The following is a 16292-nucleotide window of genomic DNA, read 5'->3' as shown; positions in this document are numbered from 1 at the left end:
TACAAGGAGCGCTCCATGAAACTGCCGATCACCCAAGCTGGGTGGCTACTGGGGGCGAGCTTACTGGCCTGCGCCGGTGTGGCCGGTGCGCAGACCCTCAACCTTTACTCGGCTCGGCACTATGACGCCGACGAGCAGTTGTACGCGGCCTTTACCGAAGCCACCGGTATCGAAGTCAATTTACTGGAGGGTAACGCCGACCAACTGATCGAGAGAATCCGGCGCGAGGGGGCCGCCAGTCCCGCGGATGTCTTTATGACGGTGGACGCGGCGCGGCTGTACCGGGCTGAGACCGCTGGCATTCTGGCGCCGGTGGAGTCCGAAGTCCTCGAGCAGCGTCTGGCGTCGGAGCTTCGCCATCCGGACAACCTCTGGTTTGGTTTCAGCAGCCGCGCCCGCCTGATCTTTTTCGATCCGGATGTGTATGCCGAGGCCCCGGTGCAGACCTATGAGGAGCTCGCCGACCCCCGGTTTCAGGACGAAATCTGCATCCGCTCATCCAGCAATGACTACAACCAGTCGCTGGTGGCGTCGCTGATCGCGGCCCACGGCGTCGAGGCCACCGAAGAATGGGCCGAGGGACTGGTGAGTAACCTGGCCCGGCAGCCCCAGGGAGGTGACACGGATCAGATTCGTGGCGTCGCCGCGGGCGAGTGCAGCATTGCCGTTGCCAACCATTATTACTGGGTGCGCCTGCAACTCTCGGACAATGCCGCTGACCAGGCGGTGGCCGAGGGCACGGCTCCGTTTTTCCCCAATCAGGCGGGACGCGGTACCCATCGCAATATCGGTGGTGCGGCCATGGTCGACGGTAGCCGCAATCCCGATGCGGCCCGGGCATTTCTCGAATTCCTGACCACCGACGAGGCCCAGCGCTTTTTCGCGCTCGGCAATCACGAGTTCCCGGTGGTGGAGGGCGTCCAGCCCCCGGAGGTGGTGCAGGCGTTCACCGAGTACTCGTTGGATCCACTGGACATCAGTGTATTGGGTGACAACAATGCTGAAGCGGTTCGCCTCATGGACCGGGTTGGTTGGCGGTGACATTCGGCTGATCATGCCGGTTGGCGATAATCAACGGCGGCCGGCCGAACCCGGCCGCCGTCCCCGTGTCAGAACAGACAGATTGTCGGCACACCATTCGGGAGAACTCAGCCCATGACCATACCGGTATTGATCGTCCTTGCCGCCATCGCGGCCATTGTCATTGCAGCGTTTCGGGTATTTCGAGAATACGAACGGGCAGTTGTCTTTCAGCTGGGCCGATTCTGGAAGGTCAAGGGCCCCGGGCTGCGTCTGATCATTCCCATTCTGCAGCAGGCCGTTAAGATCGACCTGCGTTTGATTACCCTGGACGTGCCCTCCCAGGACGTCATCTCCAAGGACAACGTCACGGTCAAGGTGAATGCCGTGCTTTATTTTCGGGTCATTGATCCGGAGCGTGCGGTGATCCAGGTGGAGGATTTCGCCGCCGCCACCAGCCAGCTGGCGCAGACCACCCTGCGTTCGGTGCTGGGCAAGCACGACCTGGATGAGATGCTCTCGGAGCGGGATAAGCTCAACGCCGACATCCAGGAAATCCTTGACGCCCAGACCGATGCCTGGGGCATCAAGGTGGCCAACGTCGAGATCAAGCACGTGGATCTGGACGAGTCGATGATCCGGGCCATCGCCCGTCAGGCCGAGGCAGAGCGTAGCCGTCGCGCCAAGGTCATCCATGCGGAAGGTGAGAAACAGGCCTCCCAGCAGCTGCTGGAAGCGGCCAACGTGCTGGCCCAGAACCCCCAGTCCATCCAGCTTCGTTACCTGCAGACCCTGACGGACATTTCCGTGGACAATGCGTCCACCGTGGTCTTCCCGGTGCCCATGGACATGCTCAAGGTGTTGATGCCGACTTACGGTCAGTCCGAGGCGCCCTTCATGCCCGGCATGATGCCCTCCGCCGGCAGCACGCCCACGGACAACGGCAATGGCGGGTCGGCGCCCGATGACAGCAGCACGGACGAGGAGTCCGGCGACAAGAACGACTGAGCGATGGCCACCGACGCGGATCGGGAGCAGATCGGCCATTTTCTGGACGCCCTCTGGATGGAGCGGGGCCTGGCGGACAACACCCTGGCCGCCTACCGCTCCGACCTGGAGGGATTCGTCCGCTGGCTGGCCCGGCGCCCGGATTGTCCCGGCCTGCTGGGCGCGCACCGGGCGGACATAATGGGCTACCTGGCCGCCCGAGTGGCAGCCGGCACCAGCCGCCGAACCAGCGCCCGGCTACTCTCCAGCCTACGGCGTTTTTACCGGCATCAACTCCGGCAGGGGGCTATTCAGCAGGACCCCACGGTCCGTGTGGACGCGCCCAACGCCAGCCGGCCGCTGCCGGATGCACTCACCGAATCCGAGGTGGAAAAACTGCTTGCCGCGCCGGAGTCGGCGACGCGGCTGGGGCGGCGGGATCAGTGCATGCTGGAAGTGCTCTATGCCACGGGGCTGCGGGTGTCCGAGCTGGTGGGACTGACCCTGGGGCAGCTGAATCGCCGCCAGGGGGTGGTAAGAGTCACCGGCAAGGGGGGGCGGGATCGTCTGGTGCCCCTGGGAGAAGCCGCCCAGGACGCGCTGGATGCGTATCTGGCCGAGGACCGCCCGTCACTGGCCGGCGAGCGCCGTGATCCGGCGGTTTTTCTGACCGCCCGGGGCCACGGCATGACGCGGCAGGCGTTCTGGTACCGTATCCGTCAGCACGCCATGACCGCCGGTATTCACAAGCCGCTGTCGCCCCACACTCTGCGACACTCTTTTGCCACCCATCTGCTCAATCATGGCGCCGACCTGCGGGTGGTGCAGATGCTGCTCGGTCACAGCGATCTGTCCACCACTCAGGTGTATACCCACGTGGCCCGGGCCCGGCTGCAGGCGCTGCATGCCGAGCACCATCCGCGGGGTTAATGCCCGTTGATCAGCGCTCCAGATACTGGAGCTTGTCCGGGGTGCCGTCCCACTGCTCGGCGTCGGGCAGGGGATCCTTGGACTCGGTAATGACCGGCCACTTCTGGGCCAGCTCGGCATTCAGCTCGAGAAAGTGCTCCTTGTCCTCCGGCAGATCATCCTCGGAATAAATGGCCTCCGCCGGGCATTCCGGCTCGCACAGCGTGCAGTCAATGCACTCGTCCGGATCGATGGTGAGGAAGTTGGGCCCCTCGTGAAAGCAGTCCACGGGACACACTTCCACGCAATCGGTGTATTTGCACTTAATGCAGTTGTCGGTCACGACATAGGTCATCGCTGACTCCAGCGCTGAGAGTTACGGGAATAGTCCGGAAGATTAGGGGAGCTCCGCGAGCCCATCAACCTACCGGTGATGGGGTTTGATAAGCGCTTTCAGGGTGTACAGCAGCTCATGGGCCTCGCGGGGAGAGAGCTCATCCGGATCCGCCGCATCCAGAGCATCCAGCAGGGGCTCCGGCGCGGATGATGCCGCGAACAGCGGCAGTTGCGGCGCCGGGGCAGCGCCCTGCTCGAGTTCGTCGAGTTTGCGTCGGGCCACTTTCAGAACACCGGCGGGAACCCCGGCCAGGGCCGCCACCTGAAGGCCGTAGCTCTGGCTGGCCGCGCCGGGCCGGACGCTGTGCATGAAAACGATCCGCTTGCCATGCTCCAGCGCTTCCAGGTGGACGTTGACGGCCTGGGAGTGTTCGGCGGGCAGGGCGGTCATTTCGAAGTAGTGGGTGGCAAACAGCGTCAGTGCCCCGACCTGCTGACACAGTGCCTCGGCGGTGGCCCAGGCCAGGGCGAGGCCATCGAAGGTGCTGGTGCCGCGGCCAATTTCGTCCAGCAGCACCAGGCTGTGTCGGGTGGCGTTGTGCAGGATGTTGGCGGTTTCCGTCATCTCCACCATGAAGGTGGAGCGGCCCCCGGCCAGGTCATCGGAGGCGCCGATGCGGGTGAAAATCCGATCAATGGGGCCGAATCGCGCCGCCCTGGCCGGGACATAGCTGCCGATATGCGCCATCAGGGTCAGCAGGGCCACCTGGCGCATGTAAGTGGATTTGCCCCCCATATTGGGGCCGGTGATGATCAACATCCGCCGGTCGCCATCCAGATGAATGTCATTGGGCACAAACGGGGCATCCAGGCTTTGCTCCACCACCGGATGACGGCCCGCTTCGATGGTCATGCCGGGCTCGCCGTCCAGGCGGGGGCAGGCGTAGTCCAGGCGCTCGGCGCGTTCTGCCAGGGTCGCCAGCACGTCGGTTTCGGCGAGGGCGGCGGCCAGGTCCAGCAGATCCGCCAGATGATCCCCCAACCAGGCCACCAGCGCCTCGTAGAGGGCCTTTTCCCGAGCCAGCGCCCGCTCCCGGGCGGAGAGCACCTGATCTTCGAAGGTTTTCAGCTCCGGCGTGATGTAGCGCTCGGCGGCTTTGAGGGTCTGACGCCGGATGTAGTGGGCCGGCACCTGGTCACTGAGGGTGCGGCTGATCTCGATGTAGTACCCATGGACCCGGTTGTAGCTGACCTTGAGGCTGGCAATGCCGGTGGCCGCTTGTTCCCGGGCCTCCAAACCCTGGAGAAACCCGTCGGCATTGCGGGACAGATCCCGGAGCTCATCCAGGGTGTCGTCGAAACCGTCGGCGATCACGCCGCCATCCCGCATCACCACCGGCGGCTCGTCCACCAGCGCCCGTTGCAGATGCTTCTGCACGGCGGGGCGGGGCGCGGCAGCATCCCGCAATTGTTGAAGCCGCGGGTTGTCCAGGGCGGCCATGGTGGTTTCGATCACGGTCAGCTGGCCCAGGGTGTCCCGCAGGCCTTTGAGATCCCGGGGTCGGGCGGAGCCCAGTCCGATGCGAGCACTGATCCGCTCGATGTCACTGCAGTGGCGTAGCGCCTCGCGCAGGGCATCAGGGCCGCTGCCCATGAGGGTGCCAACGGCGGCCTGGCGGGCCTGCAGTTCCGCCTGATCCCGCAGGGGCCGATTGATCCAGCGCCGCAGCAGTCGGCTGCCCATGCCGGTGACCGTGCGATCCAGCAGCTCCGCCAGGGTGTGTTCGGTGCCGCCGCCGAGATTGCGCTCCAGCTCCAGATTGCGCCGACTGGCGGCGTCAATGGTGATGGCTGCCTCGCTGGCCTCAATGTTGAGGGTGCGGATATGGGGCAGGGCGCTGCGCTGGGTGTCCCTGACGTACTCGAGCACGGCGCCGGCCGCGGCAATGGCCAGCGGCAGGTCTTCCACCCCGAAACCGGCGAGATCCCGGGTGTCGAAATGCGCCAGCAGGCTTCGCCGGGCGGCGGCCGGCTCGAAATGCCAGCCGGGTCGCCCCTTGATGCCGGAACGATCCGCCCAGCCAGGGCCCGGGGTTTCATGATCCGGGATCAGGATCTCCGCCGGCGTCAGACGCTCCAGTTCCGCTGCCAGGGCGCTGTCCCGTTCGCCGACGGCCACCGTAAATCGACCGCCCGCCAGTTCCAGGCTGGCCAGCCCCCAGTGATCGCCATCCCGGGCGATGGCAATCAGCAGATGGCTGCGTCGCTCGTCCAGCAGGGCTTCGTCGGTGACGGTGCCCGGCGTGACAATACGCACCACCTCGCGGTCCACGGGCCCCTTGGCGGTGGCCGGATCGCCCACCTGTTCGCAGATGGCCACGGATTCCCCCCGGGCCAGCAGCCGGGCGAGATACCCTTCGTAACTGTGGACCGGGACGCCGGCCATGGGAATCGGCGCGCCTTTTGATTCGCCCCGCTGGGTGAGGGTGATGCCCAGCAGATCCGCCGCCCGCCGGGCGTCGTCATAAAACAGCTCGTAAAAATCCCCCATGCGATAGAACACCAGCAGGTCCGGATGCTCGGCTTTGATGCGCAGGTACTGCTGCATCATGGGGGTGTGCCCGGCATAGTCGGTCATTGTTCCTGGACGGTCTCCCTGGGCTGACCGGCCCGGCCGCTCGCCAGCGCGAGCCAGTGGCAGAGGGTTCGGATTTCCGTGGGCGTGTAGTGATGCCCGAGTTGGCCCAGTACACCGTGTTCCAGGGCCTCGGCGTCCAGCGGTGGCCGCGGGTCCAGATAGCCATGGTCAGTGAGCCAGCTCTCCAGCGCGTTGATGCGCGGTTTGCCCAGGTTCTTGACGGCACCGTTCCGCAGGGCGGCAATCAAAGGCGCTGCCTCCCAGTCATGCTGTTTTGCCACGGTGTTAATGCGCCCGGTCATGACTCGGGTTTGGGTGTCGCTCCGTGCAATGGTGTCTGCATCCAGTGGCTGCCCCAGGCCCTCGGCGGCCAACTGTAGCCAGGCTCGGGCCATCGCAATCCGGCCGGCCAGCAGCACGGGCCAGGAGTGCTGGTGCGCCATGGACTGACCGGCCGGGCTGGCCAGCCAGTTCTCCGCCGGCCCCAGGGTGGCGATCCCCCAGTGACTTAGCAGCTCGTGCAGGGTGGAGAGGTCGTCACGAAGCAGATGGAAGAGGTGGACGTCGCCGGCGTCCCGGCGGGGATCCACCGCCGGGACCTGCAGACGCTCGGCGTACTGCGCCGCGTTCAGACCGTCCGGGCGCGGTGGGACCGGGCGCACCGGCACACTGACCATGACCGGGGGGGTGGCCTGCTCCTGACGCAGCGCCTGCAGGTCGATCACTCGGGGTGATGCGCCGGTGATCTGCTGCCAGAGCATGGGCTCTTCGGGGCGGGCGGTGAGGAACAGGACCTGCCGGGATTCTTCATCGATCAGTTGCGCCAGATTGTTCACCACGGCCTCAAAACGCTGCGGGTCGGTGGCGCTCAGGGCCTCGTCCAGCACCAGCGGCAGGGTTACGCTGGTGCGCTCCAGGTCCCGGGCCCAGGCGATGCGGGCTGCCAGCAGCAACTGGGTACGGGTGCCGGCGGAGAGTTCTTCCAGGGAGCGTTCCCTGTTCTGCTGCAGATCCCGGGCCGCGAGGTGTTTTTGATCATTCACGGTGAGTGACCACTGGTGAGCGGTGAAGCGCTCGAACCGGTCCCGGGCGTCGGCGATGAGCGCTGGCTCATGCTGGCGTCGGTAGGCCCGCTCGACATCATCCAGTAGCCATTCGCCGAGACGCTGTTGCAGATGGCCGGCGATGCGATCGCGAATCTGCTCCTCAAGGGTCTGTTCCCGGGCCAGCGCCGTCGCCAGAGCGTTGTCGCCACCGGCCTGATCCAGGCGGGCCTGCAGATCGGCAATGGCGGCCTGCTGGTCATCCACCTGGCGGGCCTGTTCTGCCAGTTCATCGCGCCGGGCTTCCAGGGCGGGGACGTCGCCATTGGCGGCCAGCCCCCGCAGGTCGTCGTCGGCCGCCAGCGGCTGGGCCCGCTCCCGAATCCGGATCTGCTGCTCGCGCAGGGTCTGCTGGAGCTGCTCATGCCGGGAATGCCACTCAAGCCAGGTCTCCAGGGCCTGATGATCCCCCGGGGTCAGGCCAATGCCCTGAAACAGCCCATCCCGTTCGGCCAGGATCGACACCCGTCGGTCTCGGGCCTGCTGAAGATCCCCTTCGGCTCGCTGGCGGCGCTGGTCGATCTCCCGGGCCTGCTGGCTGCGCTGGGCAAGATCATCGATGTGCGCTTTCAGGCGATCGCTGTCCGGAGGGTCCAGGTTGGCAGCGGCTGCTGATACCCCATCGGACAGGCCGCTGAGCAGCGCCTGTCGCTGCTCGTCCGCCCGCGCCTCGTGGTGCTGCTGCTCGGCACGGGCTTCGGCAACCGCTTCCCGGGCGTCGTCCAGGCGGTGGGCAATGCGCAGCAGCCGCCCGAGACCGCTGCCCTCAAGGCCTTCTACCCGGATGCCATGTCGGCTCAGCAGCTCGCTGGCCGGGTCCTTCCCTGCGGACGGACTTCCGGGCCAGTGCAACTGGCGGGCCGCCACCAGGAGAAAGAGCGCGGCGACAATCGCCGCGGCGCCCCCCGCCAGCATGAGCGTGGCCACATTGAGCCAGGACCCCGCCAGCGTCAGCAGCCCGGCGGCCAGCGCGCCGAGCCCGATGCCGGCGAGCCCCCCGGGGGTCAACAGCGGCGATCCGGTGGGCGGGGCGGCGGCGGCCTGCTGGCTGCGCTGCAGAAGCGCGGCTTCAATGTCCTCGACCACGGCGGGCGTCAGCCGGGGGAGATCCGGCAGGGTCTGTGCGAGGTCGGTGAGGGCTTCATCCTCCCGGGCGGCGGCCCGTTCCGCCTCGGCCTGGTGCCGGCGGGCCTCCCGCTCGGCCTCGCGAAGGGTTTGTAGCTGATGAGCCCATCCCTGGATTACGCGCTGGGAAGGTGGGTGGTCGCCCAGGCCCAGGCGCTCCAGAGCCCGGGTCTGCTCGGTGAGCTGTGCCTGTGCCTCGGTGATGGTCTGCTCGGCGGCGGCCAGATCCTCATTCAGCGCGGCGAGCCGTTGCGCTTCGTCGCCCTTGAGTTGTTTGACGCCGTCGGGGATGGCCGCCAGCTTGGCCTTGATGCCAGCCTCCTCCTTGTAGGCCGCAGCCAGTGTCAGAGCGGCTTCCACCTGCCCAACCTCATCCCGAGCCCGTCGGGCGGCCTCCAGCGCCTGACGTCGCTGGGGCAGCGCGTCGCGTTCCGCCGCCAGTCGCCGGTAGTCTTCCTCCTGGCGGCTTCGTTGTTGGCGTGCCTCCAGAAGATCGCCGTAGTCCTTCTGCGGGAAGCCTTCGCTGTGAGGAAAGGTCGCCTGCCGCACCTGGCCCAGATCAATGCCGCCGGCGAGCACCTGACGCAGCCGGTGGTGCAACGCCGCCTGATCGGTGTCGGCCGGCACCAGCAGACTCTCGGCGCTCAGCCAGTAGCAGGGCAGGGCCTCCGCCGCCGGCAGCGGGGGTGGCTCGACGTCACGGCCGTCGGTCTGCCAGTTGAGGGCATTGCCCGCCCGTTCCACCTGCCAGCGCTGCCCATCCTGCTCGAAGGTCGCGGTGACGCTGATTGGCGCCGCATCCAGTCGCTGCGGGTCCTGCAACACCGCCTGCAGGGCCCGGGCAATGCTGCTCTTGCCGATGGCATTGGGGCCGGTCACAAAGTTAATGCCCGGCGCCAGATCGTCCAGGGTCATTGGAGCGACCCCGGGGAGCTGGTGGATCTCCAGGTGGCAGAGCCTCATGCCGGCCCCTGACCCTGCTGCCGGAGCATGCTGCGCAGGGCCGTGGTGGCGGTCTGGCGAAGCCAGCGGGCGATCTGCTCGGTGTCGGGTTCCTGGTGTAACTTGTCGTTGTGGAGCCGCCGCCAGTTGCCTGTCTTCATGGCCTGCTGCGCCACGGCGGCGGCCTCGCCGAGCAGCGCCTGGCGTTCCGGGTCATCCGCGGCGCGATCCAGCACCAGCAGGCGCCGGGCCAGCAGACCCGGCTGATCCGTTCGCCGGGCCAGGTCGGTCAACGAAAGGGTCGGACGGACTTCCACCGCGACGGATTCGATGAATGCGGTGAGATGGGCCGCACCCGGGAGGGGAAAAGACGCCTCGTCACCTTCGCCCAGCGAAAAGGCCGCCGAGGGCAGATCACTCTCGCCACTCAATTGCACCCGCAGGCCCACCGCCCGGGGGGCATGAGGCGCGTGCAACAACGCCTCGCTCAGGCGTTCCAGCCGTTCCATGAACCGATCCCGGACCGCGACATTGTCCGTCACCCCGGAGACGTCCACATCCAGATGTTCCCATCGCAGCGGTGCCAGGGGTTGGTGCTGCAGGTCGCTGAGGCGTCCGTCATTCACGCTCAGCAGCCAGGCACCGCGGGGGCCGGCTTCACCCACGTGTAATCCCGTGGCGGAACCCAGGTAGCCCAGGGGGTTGGGCAGCGTCAGCGGGGTGGGTTGGTGCACATGGCCGAGCAACCAGCCGTCCAGGTTGATGTCCCGCAGTCGCCCAGTGGCTACCGGGGCATAGGGACTTGTCACCTGATCCAGGTGGCAGTGCAGCAGACCCAGAGTGGGATGGGTGGTCGATCGCCCGGGAAAGTCGCGGGTGGGATCGGCGGAAAAATGCTGATCCGGGAAGGACCAGCCCCACAGGGTCAGTGCCTCGGCGCCGGATTCCAGGGTCAACGATTGCCAGCGGCCACCCTGGCCCAACAGCTTAAATTCGGGGACCCGCTGGCTCAGGGTGGGCAGCAGGCGCCCATCGTGGTTACCGGCAATGCCCACCAGTTGAATACCCGCCGCGGTCAGGCGCTCGGCACCCGCTTGCAGGATGGGCAACGCTTCGAAGTAATCCTCGCTGGACTCGGCAACGTCCCCGGCCAGAATCACGGCGGTGACCGATTCCTGGATGGCCAGATCCACCGCACGCTGCCAGGCGCCGGCGGGCCCAAGCCGGGCGGCGTCGGAATGCAGGCTGGGGGGCAACCGTCCGGGAATTCGGCCCAGATGGAGATCGCCGATGGCGAGAATGCGCAGACTCATGTGCCCAATGCTCGACGATCCGGCAACCCGGCACAAGCGGCAGGGGGCGCCGATCCGACGCCGCCTGCCGGAGCGCGTTTAGCGGCGGTGGTGCTACCTGCGACGGATCCGCAGTGTGTGCTGCTCCGCCGGGGACACCATGGTGTAGCTGCCGGAGGCCCGGCCCAGCGGCTGCTCGTAAAACGCGGCCAGCTGACGCTCGGTGAGGCGAGCCTCCCGGCGGGACTCTACCCCCAGATCGTTCAGCAGGTGCGGATCGAGCCGGGAAAGGTCCGACCCGGCGGCCGGCCGCCGGCTGCGGAGCCACTGGCCCAATCGGCGGGCCACTCCCATGGGCGGCATGGCGGGCATGCAGATGGGGGGCGTGGTTGCGTTGTTGCGGGTGTTGTTCGTGGTCATGACTGAATCCCTCCGCCTATGATTTGTCGCACTAGGTCAGCAGCGAAGAATCGACGCTTGGAGATAGTGTGAGAGCCAATATTTGTTCAGGCAATCGAAAAAGAATAAACTTTGCGATAAGAAAATTTGAACCATTGCCATTGGCTGAACGGTGGTCATGATGAGCGCGATCAACGCCGTGAATTCGCCCCAGGGGCTGCCCATTCTGGATATGGAAATCCTGCGGACCTTCGTGGCCATCGCCGAGACGGGCAGCTTCACCCGGGCCGCGCAGCAGGTATTTCGCACGCCCTCCGCCGTCAGCATGCAGATCAAGCGACTGGAAGAAATGCTCGGTCGGGCGCTGTTCGTGCGCGAGCCCCGCCAGGTGCATCTCACCCCCGAGGGCGAGATCATGCTGGGCTATGCCCGACAGCTGCTGGAGCTCAACGATGAAGCCGTGGGGCAGTTCCTGTCGCCCCAGGTGGGGGGCACGGTTCGACTCGGTGCCCCGGATGACATTGGTGCCCGGGTTCTCCCCGGCGTGATCTCCCAGTTCACCCGGAGTTATCCAGCGGTGCAGGTCAACGTGCGCAATGGCCGCAGCCCCGATTTGATTCGGCGGCTGGATATTGGCGAACTGGATCTGGCGCTGTTGGTCGCCGAGGCCGGCGACCGGCCGCACCCGAGGGCCGAGCCGATTTTTCGGGAGTCCCTGGTCTGGGCGGGCCGAGAAGGCGGCGTGGCCGTGCAGCGAACGCCGCTCCCCCTGGCGGTGGCCGACCGGGGCTGTGCCTGGCGCCGCATGGCGCTGCAGGCACTCAACCGAAGCGGTCATCGTTATCGGATCGCCTACACCAGCGAACACACCGGTGCCCAGGAAGCGGCCACGCTCCAGGATATCGCCATCACGCCGCTTCCCCGCAGCCTGGTGCAGTCCCCGCTGCGGGCGATCGACGAGTCGGAGAGCGGGCTGTTAACGCTGGGGGATTACGAAGTGCTGATGCTGCGCATGCCAGCCCGTGGCGCCGCGGTGGAGGCGCTCGCCCAGCATATCGAAGATCATTTTGCCGGGGTGAATGCCCCCGGTCAGGCGTCCATGGCCTAACTCAGGGGCACGGATTGGGCCGGTCCGCGTGAATGGCCTCGATGCCTTTCAGCAGATCCTCGTCTAGGCGGACATCGATGCTGTCGATGTTCGTCTTCAACTGCTCCAGGGTGGTGGCGCCGATGATATTGCTGGCCACGAAGGGCTGCTCGGTCACCCAGGCCAGTGCCATCTGAGAGGGATCAAGACCGTGCTCCCGGGCCAGGTTCACATAGGCCTCCGTGGCCTCCAGCCCCGGACCCTTGGTGTAGCGGGTAAATCGCTCGAACAGGGTGAGCCGAGCCCCCGCCGGTCGCTCGCCGCCCAGATACTTGCCGCTCAGTACCCCGAAGGCCAGCGGCGAGTAGGGCAGCAGCCCCACCTGTTCGCGGTGGGAGACTTCTGCGAGACCGATTTCGTAACTGCGGTTGAGCAGGTTGTAAGGGTTCTGAACGCTCACCACCCGCGGCAGGCCGTGCCGCTCCGCCAGCTCCAGAAACTTCATGGTGCCCCAGGCGGATTCGTTGGACAGACCCACATAGCGGATTTTGCCCTCGTCCACCATGCGCTGCAGGGCCTCCAGCGCCGCCAGCATCCCCGGCATCGGGTCCGGTTCGCTGGCATCCACCTGAAAACCCAGCTTGCCAAAGAAATTGCTCTGGCGGGCCGGCCAGTGGAGCTGATAGAGGTCGATGACCTCGGTCTGCAGGCGCTGCAGGGAGGCCTCCACCGCCGCGCGGATGTCCTTGGAACCGTAATCGGTTTTGCCATCCCGCACCGTGCCCAGACCCGGGCCGGCGATTTTGGTGGCCAGGATGACCCGGTCGCGGTTGTCCCGGGCTGCCAACCAGTTGCCGATCATGGTCTCTGTGGCGCCCTGGGTCTCGCTCTCCGGTGGTACCGGATACATCTCGGCGGTATCAATGAAGTTAATGCCCCGCTCCAGCGCGTAGTCCAGCTGGGCGAAGGCCTCGTCCTGGGTGTTCTGCTTGCCCCAGGTCATGGTGCCGAGACAGAGGGCGCTGACGTTGAGATCGGTTGGGCCGAGTTGGCGATACTCCACTGAAAACTCCTGGGGGGTGCCAGCTACGAGGTGCCATTATGGCCTTGTCGAAGGCAAGGCAAGGCAAGGCAAGCGAGGTTGGTGGGCGGTGCTGGGATCGAACCAGCGACCCCTGCCGTGTGAAGGCAGTGCTCTCCCGCTGAGCTAACCGCCCAACCGAGCGCAGAGTTTAGAAAGTCCCCCCATGGCTGTCAACGAAGCCATCCCAGCGCCATCCGACTGGCCGCCGGGGCGCCTGGCTCGCTAAACTGTGGGACTTTCAGACACCGAAGGCCGTCATGACCGTCATCACCCGTTTTGCGCCCAGCCCCACCGGTTATCTGCACATTGGCGGCGCCCGCACGGCGCTGTTCTGCTGGCTCTACGCCCGGCGCCACGGCGGCCGCTTTGTCCTGCGCATCGAAGACACCGACCTGGAGCGCTCCACCCCCGAAGCGATTAACGCCATTCTGGAGGGAATGAGCTGGCTGGGGCTGGACTATGACGAGGGACCGCTCTACCAGACGCATCGCTTCGAGCGTTATCAGGCGGTCATTGACCGCATGCTCGAGGAGGGCACAGCTTACCGCTGTTACTGCTCCCGGGAGAGGCTGGACGCCCTGCGGGCCGAGCAGCAGGCGCGCAAGGAAAAGCCCCGCTATGACGGCCGCTGCCGGGATCTGACCGAGCCGCCGGCGGATGCTGATGGGCCGCCGGTGATCCGTTTTCGTCAGCCCACCGAGGGCCGGACTGTGGTCAATGATCAGGTCAAGGGCCGGGTGGTGTTCGACAACAGCCAGCTGGATGATCTGATTATCGCGCGGGCGGATGGCTCCCCCACCTACAATTTCGTGGTGGTGGTGGACGACATGGACATGAACATCTCCCATGTCATTCGGGGTGACGATCACCTCAACAACAGCGCCCGGCAGAGCAACATTCTCAAGGCGCTGGGCGTCGAGCCCCCGGTTTACGCCCATGTGCCCATGATTCTCGACGAGGCGGGCAAAAAACTCTCCAAGCGCACCGGCGCGGCCAGCGTCATGGAGTACCGTGATGCCGGCTATCTGCCCGAGGCGGTGATCAACTATCTGGTGCGTCTGGGCTGGGCCCACGGGGATCAGGAAGTGTTCACCCTGGATGAGATGGTGGAGCACTTTGACATCGCGGACATCAACCACTCGGCATCCAGTCTCAACCCCTCCAAGCTGGACTGGCTCAACCAGCATTACATAAAGACCCTGCCGGTGGCCCATGTGGCCCGCCACCTGGCCTGGCACCTGGGAGCACTCGGGATCGATCCGGCGGGCGATAGCACCCCCGACATTGAGGCGGTGATCGCCGCTCAGGCGGAACGCAGCAAGACCCTGGTGGAGATGGCCGAAAACAGCCGGTTTTTCTACCACGAGCCCCGGGAATACGACGACAAGGCGGCCCGCAAGCATCTCAAGGGCGCCGAAGCCGTGCTGGCAGCCCTGCATGACGCGCTGGAGGCACTGGAGCACTGGAGTGCCGAGGATGTCCATCGTGCCATCACCGGCGTGGCGGAAGAGAACGAGCTCAAGATGGGCAAGGTCGCCCAGCCGCTGCGGGTGGCGGTCTCCGGCGGGCCGATTTCTCCGCCCATCGATGTGACCCTGGAGCTGCTGGGCCGAGAGGCCACGCTGCGGCGTCTGCAGCGGGCCCGGGAGTGGGCCGTGCAGGAGGCCACCCTGGGCGCCTGATGGGGGATGGGGAGCGCTGGCCTTGACAGCGTCGGGGCCAGTTTCTAGACTCTCCGCTCCTCACAAATGGGGCCATAGCTCAGCTGGGAGAGCGCCTGCATGGCATGCAGGAGGTCGGCGGTTCGATCCCGCCTGGCTCCACCATCACCATTCTTTTTCAGTCTTGACGATCCAGCGGCGTCTGCTATGATTCCGCCGGTCGATTAGACAGCGTCCCCATCGTCTAGCCGGCCTAGGACACCACCCTTTCAAGGTGGCGACACGGGTTCGAATCCCGTTGGGGACGCCATTTTTCTCTACCCACCAACTTCTCCCGCCGGGTGCTAAACCCCCGGCAGGCCCGCCAGGGCCATGGACTGCTCCGCCTCACTGGCCTGTTCTTCCTTGAGATTGCCCGCCAGATAGTCCGTGTAGGCCTGCATGTCAAAGTGCCCGTGGCCACACAGGTTGAATAGCAGCGCCCTGGATTCGCCGGACTCGCGGCAGGCGATGGCCTCGTCAATGGTGGCCTTGACCGCGTGATTGGCCTCTGGCGCCGGGATGATGCCCTCGGCCCGGGCAAACTCCAGGCCGGCCGCGAAGCACTCCAGCTGCCCATAGGCCCGTGGCTGGATGTAGCCCAGGTCCGTGAGATGGCTGATCTGCGGCGCCATGCCGTGATAGCGAAGGCCGCCGGCATGAAAGCCCGGCGGCACGAAGCCCGAGCCCAGGGTGTGCATCTTGGTCAGCGGGGTCAGATGACCGGTGTCGCCCCAGTCATAGGCGTACTGGCCCTTGGTGAGGGTCGGGCAGGAGGCCGGTTCCACCGCGATGAACTCGGTCTCGGGGCCGCCGCGCAGGCGCTCCCCCAGAAACGGAAAGGCGATCCCCGCAAAATTGGACCCGCCCCCGGTGCAGCCGATCACCTTGTCCGGATAGTCATCCATCATCTCCAGCTGACGCATGGACTCCAGGCCGGACACCGTCTGGTGCAACAGCACATGGTTCAGGACGCTGCCGAGTGCATACTTGGTGTCATCCCGCTGGGCCGCCAGCTCCACCGCCTCGCTGATGGCGATGCCCAGGCTGCCGGTGGAGTCGGGGTGGGTGGCCAGCACCGCACGCCCGGCTTCGGTGGTGTGGCTGGGGCTGGCGATGCAGGTGGCGCCAAAGCTTTCCATAAACGCCCGACGATAGGGCTTCTGGTTGAAGCTCACCTTGACCATGAACACCTCGATGTCGAGGCCGAACATGGCCCCGGCCAGGGACAGGGAGGACCCCCACTGGCCGGCGCCGGTCTCGGTGGTGATGCGCTTGACCCCTTCGGCCTTGTTGTAAAACGCCTGGGCAATGGCGGTGTTGGGCTTGTGACTGCCCGCCGGGCTCACGCCTTCGTATTTGTAGTAGATACGCGCTGGCGTGCCGAGGGCCTTTTCCAGCCGCCGGGCCCGATAGAGCGGTGACGGGCGCCACTGCCGATAGACCTCGCGCACCGGCTCGGGGATCTCCACCTCGCGCTCGGTGCTCATCTCCTGCTCGATGACGGCCATCGGAAACAGGGGGGCAAGGTCCTCCGGGCCCACCGGCTCAAAGGTCACCGGGTTGAGCACCGGTGCCAGGGGAGCGGGCAGGTCGGCGTTGATGTTGTACCAGTGACGCGGAATCTCGGTTTCGGCCAGGACGGTTTTGACGTTGTCGCTCATGGACGC

12 protein-coding genes and 3 tRNA genes are annotated in these 16292 nt (G+C 66.0%); 7 read left to right on the top strand and 8 right to left on the bottom strand.

Going from position 1 to position 16292, the window contains the following annotated elements:
- Positions 1-15 precede the first annotated feature (15 nt).
- The 3 genes from GJ672_RS06610 (at position 16) to xerD (ending at position 2937) form a co-directional block, all read left to right on the top strand.
- The gene (locus tag GJ672_RS06610) at positions 16-1041 is read left to right on the top strand and encodes a Fe(3+) ABC transporter substrate-binding protein (protein WP_154296449.1); all 1026 of its coding nucleotides are present in this window, start codon (positions 16-18) and stop codon (positions 1039-1041) included.
- Positions 1042-1155: 114 nt separating this feature from the next.
- The gene (locus tag GJ672_RS06605; RefSeq protein ID WP_154296448.1) at positions 1156-2028 is read left to right on the top strand and encodes a slipin family protein; all 873 of its coding nucleotides are present in this window, start codon (positions 1156-1158) and stop codon (positions 2026-2028) included.
- A 3-nt stretch (positions 2029-2031) separates the two neighbouring features.
- Entirely contained in the window at positions 2032-2937 is a 906-nt protein-coding gene (gene xerD / locus GJ672_RS06600; protein WP_154296447.1) for a site-specific tyrosine recombinase XerD, read from the top strand.
- 10 nt (positions 2938-2947) lie between these two features.
- Here xerD and fdxA read toward each other — a convergent pair whose 3' ends face one another.
- From fdxA to GJ672_RS06575, 5 genes are all read right to left on the bottom strand, one after another.
- The gene (fdxA, locus tag GJ672_RS06595; protein ID WP_154296446.1) at positions 2948-3271 is read right to left on the bottom strand and encodes a ferredoxin FdxA; all 324 of its coding nucleotides are present in this window, start codon (positions 3269-3271) and stop codon (positions 2948-2950) included.
- A 69-nt stretch (positions 3272-3340) separates the two neighbouring features.
- Positions 3341-5890: a DNA mismatch repair protein MutS gene (gene mutS, locus GJ672_RS06590; RefSeq protein ID WP_154296445.1), complete on the bottom strand. Its 2550-nt coding sequence runs from the start codon at positions 5888-5890 to the stop codon at positions 3341-3343.
- Positions 5887-9081 (bottom strand): hypothetical protein, encoded by a 3195-nt coding sequence (locus GJ672_RS06585; RefSeq protein WP_154296444.1) that lies wholly within the window; start codon positions 9079-9081, stop codon positions 5887-5889. The genes mutS and GJ672_RS06585 overlap by 4 nt, the downstream gene beginning before the upstream one ends.
- Positions 9078-10373 (bottom strand): metallophosphoesterase, encoded by a 1296-nt coding sequence (locus GJ672_RS06580; RefSeq protein ID WP_154296443.1) that lies wholly within the window; start codon positions 10371-10373, stop codon positions 9078-9080. Before GJ672_RS06580 ends, GJ672_RS06585 begins: the two co-directional genes overlap by 4 nt.
- A 93-nt stretch (positions 10374-10466) precedes the next feature.
- Positions 10467-10772 (bottom strand): hypothetical protein, encoded by a 306-nt coding sequence (locus tag GJ672_RS06575; RefSeq protein WP_154296442.1) that lies wholly within the window; start codon positions 10770-10772, stop codon positions 10467-10469.
- Positions 10773-10929: 157 nt separating this feature from the next.
- Between GJ672_RS06575 and GJ672_RS06570 the strand changes: the two genes are divergently transcribed.
- Positions 10930-11859 (top strand): LysR substrate-binding domain-containing protein, encoded by a 930-nt coding sequence (locus GJ672_RS06570; RefSeq protein WP_229381837.1) that lies wholly within the window; start codon positions 10930-10932, stop codon positions 11857-11859.
- Position 11860: 1 nt separating this feature from the next.
- On the opposite strand, the gene GJ672_RS06565 is transcribed toward GJ672_RS06570, so the two are convergent.
- On the bottom strand, positions 11861-12901 hold the full coding sequence (locus GJ672_RS06565) for an NADP(H)-dependent aldo-keto reductase (RefSeq protein ID WP_154296441.1): 1041 nt from the start codon (positions 12899-12901) through the stop codon (positions 11861-11863).
- Between the two features lie 79 nt (positions 12902-12980).
- Positions 12981-13055 (bottom strand) — tRNA-Val (locus GJ672_RS06560).
- Positions 13056-13179: 124 nt separating this feature from the next.
- Between GJ672_RS06560 and gltX the strand changes: the two genes are divergently transcribed.
- From gltX to GJ672_RS06545, 3 genes are all read left to right on the top strand, one after another.
- The gene (gene gltX, locus GJ672_RS06555; RefSeq protein WP_154296440.1) at positions 13180-14604 is read left to right on the top strand and encodes a glutamate--tRNA ligase; all 1425 of its coding nucleotides are present in this window, start codon (positions 13180-13182) and stop codon (positions 14602-14604) included.
- Between the two features lie 68 nt (positions 14605-14672).
- A tRNA-Ala gene (locus GJ672_RS06550) sits at positions 14673-14748 on the top strand.
- 68 nt (positions 14749-14816) lie between these two features.
- Positions 14817-14893, top strand: a tRNA-Glu gene (locus tag GJ672_RS06545).
- Positions 14894-14927: 34 nt separating this feature from the next.
- Here the strand turns inward: GJ672_RS06545 and GJ672_RS06540 are convergent.
- Positions 14928-16286 carry a TrpB-like pyridoxal phosphate-dependent enzyme gene (locus tag GJ672_RS06540; protein ID WP_154296439.1) on the bottom strand — a complete coding sequence of 453 codons (1359 nt, stop codon included), beginning with the start codon at positions 16284-16286 and terminating at the stop codon, positions 14928-14930.
- Between the last annotated feature and the right edge of the window lie 6 nt (positions 16287-16292).

The organism is Spiribacter sp. 2438, assembly GCF_009676705.1.
Taxonomy (GTDB): domain Bacteria; phylum Pseudomonadota; class Gammaproteobacteria; order Nitrococcales; family Nitrococcaceae; genus Spiribacter.
The sequence above is the reverse complement of the archived record's forward strand: the minus strand, read 5'-3'. Positions and strand labels throughout refer to the sequence as shown.